The sequence below is a fragment of the Pleurocapsa sp. PCC 7319 genome (assembly GCF_000332195.1).
Lineage (GTDB): Bacteria > Cyanobacteriota > Cyanobacteriia > Cyanobacteriales > Xenococcaceae > Waterburya.
Genome location: NZ_KB235924.1, coordinates 1 through 7,549, shown reverse-complemented (window position 1 = coordinate 7,549; position 7,549 = coordinate 1). Strand labels below are relative to the sequence as shown.

Below are 7,549 nucleotides of genomic sequence, written 5' to 3'. Positions count from 1 at the left end.
GAAATAATCTTTCAAGAGCTTGAATACCTGTCATTTCATCGGTACTAACCAAATGAATACCTTGTTCTAATAACTTTAAGGCATTTTGATGCAGTTGACAGATATATTTGACTTGCTTTTTAAATTTTAGGGGGTCATCAATTTTGGGATTTAACCAGTAACGATGGAGATCTGGTTTTAGTGTGGCTTCTTGTTAAAAAACGTCCCGCACTTCGAGGGGAAATCTTTGACACTATTCCTCTTTTAACTGCTTCTGCTGCTAACTCTCTGGCTGTCCAATGACTTACTGGTCTTTCTGATTCTTCGGGAGATTCACAGGCTAGTGCCACTATTTGAACGACTTGTTCTACGCTAAAGAACCTGCTCGTGCCTGAACGTGGGCGATCTTCTAAAACTTGTTTAATCAAGACCATTAACTTTTTGTCAGTTACTTGTTGTTCTTCTGCTGCTGCTAGTTTCTCTTTGTCCTGTCTCCATCGTTCTCGCCACAAGCGTACTTGCCCTCTTTCTAGTTCTAATCTTCGACTAATAGAACTATTGCTCTCTCCAGATGCTGCGGCTAAAATCAGCTTGGCTCTTCTCACCAAACGATCAGGGTTGGTAGTCCCTCTAACTATCTGTTGTAGTAGTGTTTCTTGTCTGCTGGAGAGGTTGATTAGTTTTGCTTTGTTAATGGGCATCGATTCCTTGGCTTCACTCTTTTGCTTAATAGAGTAAGTTTCATTTTATCTGATGAGAGCTTCCTTTTTAACCTGGTGGGCTATTTCCGCCTAGCTGCACTAGTTTTTGTTCTAGTTCTAGCTGTTTGAGGCGCAACATACCGCGAATCTCCGACACAGAAAGATTGTCATCGAGTAACTGACTGATTTGTTCTAAGGAGAATCCCAATTCTTTAAAAACAAGAATGCGATTCAGACGAGGTAATTGACTGGCAGAATAATAGCGATAGTTATTTTGACGGTCTACTGTGGCAGGTTTGAGTAACCCCAAGCGATCATATAGACGTAGGGTTTTAGGTGAGATACGACTAAGTTGAGCAAAGTCACTAATTTTAAGCATTGACGCTCCCTAAATCTCTGCTATTTATGAGTTAACACTTTGCCCTAAGGTGAAAGTCAAGAACTTTTTTTCTCTGTTATTGAATTAGCAACAATTCTATAGCCACAGTCGGTATAGCGGTTTTTCAGAGAAAATTGGGCAACTTATCGCCAGATTGAGCTATTAAAGTGCAAAAATCTCTAAAAATCGCTTTAAATCTTGTTTAAGATTATTTTTTAGTATGTAGTTTGTAAAGTGGTGGGAAAGTGCGAGCACTCGAAATTTGTCAAGCAATTAGAAAAGCGCTCGCCAGATACTAAAATAAAACTATTTACCTTTCACACGCATGAGTCGGATCGTCAGCTTTTTCAGCAAATTCTAATTTAGTAGTACGTAGTATAAATATAATTAATAGGCTGTGGAACATGGTGATGTCAATGATGACAGAGATGGTCAGATAGTGAAATTAGTTAGGTTAGAAAAGTATCAAAGAACTGTAAGATTTATCGAGCAAACTGCTGCAATAGGTAAGCGTAAAACTGCTCTTTATTGACCTGGGTCATGACTTGAATCCTTTTGCCACCAGATTTGAGAATGGTTTGACCCTGACTAGCACCAGTGGTAATGATATCCGTCTCCCGTTCTACTGTTTGATACAGTTCTGGACGGGCTAAATATGCCGTAGCTAAAAGATCCCAACAATAATAGTCTTGGGGAATGGCTAGGGAATAGCACAAACCAACTAAATCCGATAGAGTATATCTGCGTTGTTGGGCTAAAGCACGAATAAATTTGGCAGTGACGGGAATGCTATTAGTTAAATCTAAAGGACATAGTGTCAAGGGAAGATTAGTATCCCAGATTTGTTTAGCTGCGATCGCATCCCAAAACACATTCCATTCTGCGGTACCGTCGTGTTCTGGGGCATAGGCTTTCTGAACGTTTCCTCCTACAGTTAAGGCTCCTCCCATCCAGATGATTTCAGCGATTTGTTCAACGATTGTCGGTTCAGTAGAGAGCGCCTCGGCTACGGTAGTTAGAGGTCCAGTGACCATTAAGGTTACAGGTTGAGGGGCATTCTGTAACTGCTGAACGATAAATTGTTGTCCTGTTGCTTCGGCTAATGGTGTCGAGATGGGTTCAAACTCGTTGAGAAGAGGAAAGTGATCGATAATAGTGCAGTCGCGACGAAAATGGGCAGGAAAAGGGTTGAGACCTCGGACTGTACTTCGAGCAACAGAAATATAGCTACGCTGCATCAAATCTAAGATTTTACGGCTGACACTAACGGCAGCTTCGATATAACAGTCGGCGGGAGTAACAACAATCCCTAAAGGTTCGACCTCGGTCATCGTCATGAGCAAGATCAGGGATAAAAAATCATCGATCGCACCATCATGATCCATCAAGACTAGCTTTGGAGGCATAGTTCATATTAAATCGGGTTCTTATTCTAGCTCGTTTAATACTCGATTTAAATTACTTCTGAAAGTTTGAAAGCTTTGTATCTTTTCGGTCAATTGTTCGATATCTTGTTCGCTAAAATTTGACAAGATATCGGGATCAAGATTATTTTTCACGTTGGAGATAAGCTTGTTTAATGCTTTCTCCCGATTTACTATTAATTCTATTCCAGAGACTTTATTCATCGCTTTCAAGAATGCTATCTCTTGGCTATTAAATTGGCTTTCTAAAAATTTATTCCGTCAGGAAGATCGGCACCGAAACTAGTACGTCTAAACGTTATTATCTCAATAGCTTTACCATCAATAATCAAATGCTAGCCCATGCTCAGGGTAGTTTTTATTTTTTATATATAAGGGATATTTAGGCTTGTTTCAACTTATCAGATAAGTTGATTTTAATAATTTCATCTTAACTCTTTTTTTCTTCTAATTTAGATGCGTTCGCCCTACTAGAAAATAGGGCAATCTTAGAGATAAAATTTTGCTCGACGACAATCTATTCAGCAACGCCTAGTATTTTGCCTCTGCTAAATCGGCATTGAATTTATCGCACCAAAGTGTAACTTCATCGTATTGAGCAGGGTTAAAATCGAACGGCAAACGATAAATTTGTTTTCCTTGATCTGAATTCAAACCAGAAAATAGAGTATCTTCACTAAATTCATCGTTGTTAGAAAAGCCTATTTTGGGATCGGGTGCGCCATCAAATTTAAAATTATCTTGAAGAACTAAATAATGAATTTCCCCTTTTTTGATTATTTGAAATTCCCCACTTACTGTATGGCCGCTTTGCCCTATAAAGCTACCAGTTTCGATTAATTCTCCTCCCGTCAAAATATCTTCTGCTTTTACTAATGTGGGACTCATAGCCAAAGTTAACGCCGACAATAGCCAAATTACTCGTTTCATAATTTTACTCATTTATTGTAAGTTTACTTCAATTTAATTTACCGAAAATACCTTAATCAAATCTGAGAAAATCCCAAGAAAATGATTGGTTTTATTGCACTTGACAAAATACAAAAATCAATATTTTCAAGTCGATGTGGCACGAATTTACACGTATCTCGGTCTGGTTCTAACGGATTTTGTGGGTAGTAGAAATACTCAGGATAATGGGGCTTGAAGCACAAAAGAAATCAAATTGAGATAAAGTCAACAAACAATCAATTGATTTTCAGTAAAAATTCAAGCATGGCAGTTTCTATCAGAGGAGATAAAAGTATTTGTTTACCCGTTAGCAGTGAAGAACAATATCAACAACTAATCGCCAATAATCACAATTATAGAGCCTATTTGCTGCAACTTTATGCCAAGTATCCTGAAATTTTTCCCAGAGAAATGGAAGCAGGGTTCAGCTTTCATGATTGGGTGGTCTCCAGCAAACAGGAACTGTCAATGCGCCGCATTAAGCTCAAAGCTAATCAGCAGGTCTATCAATTGCGTCCTGACTTCATTATGCCTTATATGGTAGGAAAAACCGACGAAATAGACAAACCAATGTATTTAAGACAATTTGGTGTGCCTTTTGACGCTTTAAGTTATGTTTTCGGTCGTAATGCCATGTACTGGTATCGTATTTACCTGTCTTTAGGTCGAGCCTCGATTGTGGGAACGACAATCAAAGACGCTCAAAAACTGCCTCCACATCTGGTAGCGGATGAAAAACATACTTGGTTAGGGGGTTCACGAGTTTATCTTCCTACTACCGTAGCATCTGGCTGTATTTTGGGAGTTAGCTTGACCGAATCAGCTAGTGCGCCAGCTTTAACTAAAGGATACGCAGAATTTCAAACCGAAGCTCGTCTTCTCGACCCCAATTATACCCCAGTGACAGTCAATACAGATGCTTGGGACGGAACTAAACAGGCTTGGCTTAATCTATTTCCCACGGTGACTTTGGTACTGTGCTTTTTGCACGCGGTGCTAAAAGTGCAGAAAGGAAGCCCCAGTTATCGCAATTTAAGAAACAAGCTCAAAGCTCTGCTCTGGAAAGCTTATAAATCCTCTACTGCTGCTAAATTCTTGCAAGGAATACGATTAGCTTTGATTTGGAGCAAAAAACATATCAGACGGAAACGCACTTTAAGCAAGATGCGTCAATTATGCCGTCGTGCTGCTCAATTCACAGTCGCTTATCAATTTCCCCAAGCTCATCGCACTAGCAATATGGTAGACCGGTTGATGAATCACCAAGACCGTTTACTCTACACTATGCAATACTTTCATGGTGACAAGGAGTCGGCAAGATTATATCTACGTTCGATGGCACTGATCTGGAATTTCCATCCCTACGCAGCTAGAACTCGCTCAAAATGCTCGTCACGGATATCGCCGTTTAGCGATCTCAATGGTTTTAGCTATCATCACAATTGGCTTCACAATTTGTTGATTGCTAGCTCGATGAACGGTCGCCAAACCCTTCAAAGTGGTTGATCCACAAAATCCGTTAGAACCAGTTCCAGGGAAAAAGTTTATAGTTGCTCTAACCTATTTGATCGCAATTTTCTGAACTTTAGAGTTAATAGGGATAGAATTAGCGATTGCGAAGCTAGCCGTAGGCATCGCACTTACTAAAAACTCAACTATCTAGAGCGGGCGATCTTCTGTTAGATAAAACAATTTCTTCGGTTCATTTCTGTTTAAGTCTCTCTAATTTTCTGGATTTTGAAGAGATGATAATAAACGCTTTCCTTTTTTCTGACGATAAATATTGATTGGACTCTGGCAATTTTGAGCTTCTACTCTAACAATCAATTCATCTAACGCCACAATTTGAGCATCAAACATCATTGATATATCGCGCATTCTAGCAATTGAACGTTCTCTATTAACTGAGTCAGGTATCTTAGGCTGGTTATTCATCATAGATTCCAATTTCTTTTTATTTCTATTAAACTTGCCTGTCCTGCATCGGCAATTGCTTGAGTTTGAATTAACGATTGAGACAATAAATCTAGCGTAGCAGAATCAGCTATGGGTTGGACTTGTGAAATTTGCCATAGTAGTCGATAGAGACGAGTGTAATAAGCACTTGCTCGTTCTTTAACATTTTGTATTTCATCTAGTTCAATAATTGTCGTTTCTGTTTCGCCAAATTGTTCGAGAATACTGAATTCTAATTCTGTTGCTTGGTTAATTATTTGTAGTAGTTGTCGTTGCAATTCAAAAACCGCTGTTATAGTTTCATTTGATAAATTTGCCATCCGATTTATTCTAAAAGATCCTTAAATCTCGAATAGTATCCCACAAATCAAAATTAATCAGCATAGTTTTTCTTTCCACACCTAACTATTTATTAAGACAATTACACTATTTGATAATTCGTTAGTCTGTTTGAGGGCGATATACGAAGCGGTATCCGTGATAGACGGCTAGCTCTAGCTATAAGTCTCAAAACGTCACAAAAGCTAAATATCTCTTAACCGTTTGCTATTAAGTCGAACAGACATGGTATTAATAATTAATTGCAATAACCCGAAATTCGAGCGATAAATATGCTATCTCAAAAAATAATCGATCGCCTCAATCAACAAATTAATTTAGAGATCTATTCTTCTCATCTTTACCTACAAATGAGTTCTTGGTGCGCTCATAAAGCCCTTGATGGCTGCGCTGCTTTCTTGAGCCAACACGCAGACGAAGAAATGTCGCATATGCGCCGTTTATTTAATTATCTTCAGGAAACAGGAGCTTATGCTGTCATTAGTGGAATGCAGGCACCACCATTTGAGTTTGATTCTATAACCCCAATGTTCGAGCAAATTTACGAACACGAACAGTTAGTTACTAGTAAGATTAACGATTTGGTACATTTAGCTAATACCGAACCAGATTACGCTACTCTCCAGTTTCTTCAATGGTATGTAACAGAACAACATCAAGAAGAATTTTTGTTTAAAAGTATTCTCGATAAAATTAAGCTCATTGGCACAGAGGGACAAGGAATCTTTTTTATCGATCGCGAAATTGGCAATATGGCTGCTAATCCTACTCAAGAAGAAAGCACGGCGATGAATTGAGATTAGATTAGCACTAGCGTTCCGATTAAAATTAATCCCGTTCCTACAACCATCTTAAGTGTCAACGGTTCTCTCAAAAACATTACTGAAAGTAACGCAATTAAAACTAGACTAGACTTGTCGATTGGGGCAACTAAGGAAGCAGGACCGAGTTGTAAGGCTCTAAAATAACAAAGCCATGATAATCCCGTTGCCATTCCTGACAAAACTAAGAACAGTAGTGTCTTTGAGTTTAGTTCAAATAATCCTCCAAACGTACCTTCTGCATAGACCAATCCCCAGGCTATAACCAAAATTACCACAGTCCGAATCGCCGTAGCTAAATTGGAATTAACCCCCTCTATTCCCACCTTGGCAAAAATAGTCGTTAAAGCTGCAAAGAATGCCGATAATACTGCAAAAATCAACCAACTTTTATCGTCATTCATCATAAAATTATCTTATTTCTCAGCTATTGGCTCTTATACTCCTAGTTTTCTTGTTTTACATTCACTTTCCGTCCAATAGGAATACACATGGGCGTATCTGCCAAAGGATCGCTAACGATACGACATTCCAAATTAAATACATCTCGCACTGTCTCTTCTGTCATTACCTGTTCTGGAGTTCCCGTAGCGTATACTTTACCCTGCTGTACGGCGACTAAATAATCGGCATAGCGACAGGAGAGATTGAGGTCGTGCAGAATCATTACAATGGTTTTCTGCTTAGTTTCTTGCAGTTCGTCTAGTAAATCTAATAAATCTACCTGATGGGATAAATCGAGAAAGGTTGTAGGTTCATCTAGCAACAAAATATCCGTATCTTGAGCCAATACCATTGCAATCCAGGCTCGCTGTCTTTGTCCCCCAGAAAGACTATCTAAAGCCCGATCTGCTAGCTCAGTCATGGTGGTAATTTCTAAAGCTTCAGTTACCTTATCTTCATCTTCCTTTGACCACTGCTGCATCCAGCTTTGATAGGGATAACGACTAGGGCGAACGCATCTTAAATTGAGTGAAAATGATAGATTAATTTGGTAGC

General features: G+C 39.0%; 11 protein-coding genes. 2 read left to right on the top strand and 9 right to left on the bottom strand.

The features are described 5' to 3' along the window. Nucleotides 1-137 precede the first annotated feature (137 nt). The 5 genes from PLEUR7319_RS0133145 to PLEUR7319_RS0133125 form a co-directional block, all read right to left on the bottom strand. Nucleotides 138-680, bottom strand: a complete 543-nt coding sequence (locus PLEUR7319_RS0133145; RefSeq protein ID WP_019503787.1) for a helix-turn-helix domain-containing protein — start codon at nt 678-680, stop codon at nt 138-140. Nucleotides 681-747: 67 nt separating this feature from the next. Further along, a complete protein-coding gene (locus PLEUR7319_RS0133140; protein WP_019509548.1) occupies nt 748-1,059 on the bottom strand; it encodes a helix-turn-helix domain-containing protein in 312 nt (103 codons plus the stop codon). A 482-nt stretch (nt 1,060-1,541) separates the two neighbouring features. After that, nucleotides 1,542-2,465, bottom strand: coding sequence for a nucleoside hydrolase (locus tag PLEUR7319_RS0133135; protein WP_019509547.1), 924 nt, complete (start codon nt 2,463-2,465; stop codon nt 1,542-1,544). Nucleotides 2,466-2,486: 21 nt separating this feature from the next. Further along, nucleotides 2,487-2,687 carry a hypothetical protein gene (locus PLEUR7319_RS43015; RefSeq protein ID WP_019509546.1) on the bottom strand — a complete coding sequence of 67 codons (201 nt, stop codon included), beginning with the start codon at nt 2,685-2,687 and terminating at the stop codon, nt 2,487-2,489. A 327-nt stretch (nt 2,688-3,014) separates the two neighbouring features. After that, nucleotides 3,015-3,413, bottom strand: a complete 399-nt coding sequence (locus PLEUR7319_RS0133125) for a DM13 domain-containing protein (protein ID WP_026102938.1) — start codon at nt 3,411-3,413, stop codon at nt 3,015-3,017. Between the two features lie 285 nt (nt 3,414-3,698). On the opposite strand from PLEUR7319_RS0133125, the gene PLEUR7319_RS0133120 reads away from it, so the two are divergent. Next, a complete protein-coding gene (locus PLEUR7319_RS0133120; RefSeq protein ID WP_019503788.1) occupies nt 3,699-4,940 on the top strand; it encodes a hypothetical protein in 1,242 nt (413 codons plus the stop codon). Between the two features lie 216 nt (nt 4,941-5,156). Here PLEUR7319_RS0133120 and PLEUR7319_RS0133115 read toward each other — a convergent pair whose 3' ends face one another. Together PLEUR7319_RS0133115 and PLEUR7319_RS0133110 are read right to left on the bottom strand one after the other, a co-directional pair. Then, nucleotides 5,157-5,372: a hypothetical protein gene (locus PLEUR7319_RS0133115; protein WP_202804342.1), complete on the bottom strand. Its 216-nt coding sequence runs from the start codon at nt 5,370-5,372 to the stop codon at nt 5,157-5,159. Then, nucleotides 5,369-5,710 carry a hypothetical protein gene (locus PLEUR7319_RS0133110; protein WP_019509543.1) on the bottom strand — a complete coding sequence of 114 codons (342 nt, stop codon included), beginning with the start codon at nt 5,708-5,710 and terminating at the stop codon, nt 5,369-5,371. Before PLEUR7319_RS0133110 ends, PLEUR7319_RS0133115 begins: the two co-directional genes overlap by 4 nt. 291 nt (nt 5,711-6,001) lie before the next feature. Between PLEUR7319_RS0133110 and ftnA the strand changes: the two genes are divergently transcribed. Next, the gene (gene ftnA / locus PLEUR7319_RS0133105) at nt 6,002-6,526 is read left to right on the top strand and encodes a non-heme ferritin (RefSeq protein ID WP_019509542.1); all 525 of its coding nucleotides are present in this window, start codon (nt 6,002-6,004) and stop codon (nt 6,524-6,526) included. Between the two features lie 2 nt (nt 6,527-6,528). Here the strand turns inward: ftnA and PLEUR7319_RS0133100 are convergent, their stop codons facing one another. After that, the gene (locus tag PLEUR7319_RS0133100; RefSeq protein ID WP_019509541.1) at nt 6,529-6,954 is read right to left on the bottom strand and encodes an EamA family transporter; all 426 of its coding nucleotides are present in this window, start codon (nt 6,952-6,954) and stop codon (nt 6,529-6,531) included. 41 nt (nt 6,955-6,995) lie between these two features. After that, the coding region (locus PLEUR7319_RS37500; RefSeq protein WP_019509540.1) for an ABC transporter ATP-binding protein at nt 6,996-7,549 on the bottom strand (554 nt) is incomplete at its 5' end.

What these genes read in the sequence shown, in the direction of transcription:
- ftnA (WP_019509542.1), top strand. Translation starts at nt 6,002, where the DNA reads ATGCTATCTCAAAAAATAATCGATCGCCTCAATCAACAAATTAATTTA.
- PLEUR7319_RS0133110 (WP_019509543.1), bottom strand. Translation starts at nt 5,710, where the DNA reads ATGGCAAATTTATCAAATGAAACTATAACAGCGGTTTTTGAATTGCAA.
- PLEUR7319_RS43015 (WP_019509546.1), bottom strand. Translation starts at nt 2,687, where the DNA reads ATGAATAAAGTCTCTGGAATAGAATTAATAGTAAATCGGGAGAAAGCA.
- PLEUR7319_RS0133145 (WP_019503787.1), bottom strand. Translation starts at nt 680, where the DNA reads ATGCCCATTAACAAAGCAAAACTAATCAACCTCTCCAGCAGACAAGAA.
- PLEUR7319_RS0133115 (WP_202804342.1), bottom strand. Translation starts at nt 5,372, where the DNA reads ATGATGAATAACCAGCCTAAGATACCTGACTCAGTTAATAGAGAACGT.
- PLEUR7319_RS0133120 (WP_019503788.1), top strand. Translation starts at nt 3,699, where the DNA reads ATGGCAGTTTCTATCAGAGGAGATAAAAGTATTTGTTTACCCGTTAGC.
- PLEUR7319_RS0133100 (WP_019509541.1), bottom strand. Translation starts at nt 6,954, where the DNA reads ATGAATGACGATAAAAGTTGGTTGATTTTTGCAGTATTATCGGCATTC.
- PLEUR7319_RS0133125 (WP_026102938.1), bottom strand. Translation starts at nt 3,413, where the DNA reads ATGAAACGAGTAATTTGGCTATTGTCGGCGTTAACTTTGGCTATGAGT.
- PLEUR7319_RS0133140 (WP_019509548.1), bottom strand. Translation starts at nt 1,059, where the DNA reads ATGCTTAAAATTAGTGACTTTGCTCAACTTAGTCGTATCTCACCTAAA.
- PLEUR7319_RS0133135 (WP_019509547.1), bottom strand. Translation starts at nt 2,465, where the DNA reads ATGCCTCCAAAGCTAGTCTTGATGGATCATGATGGTGCGATCGATGAT.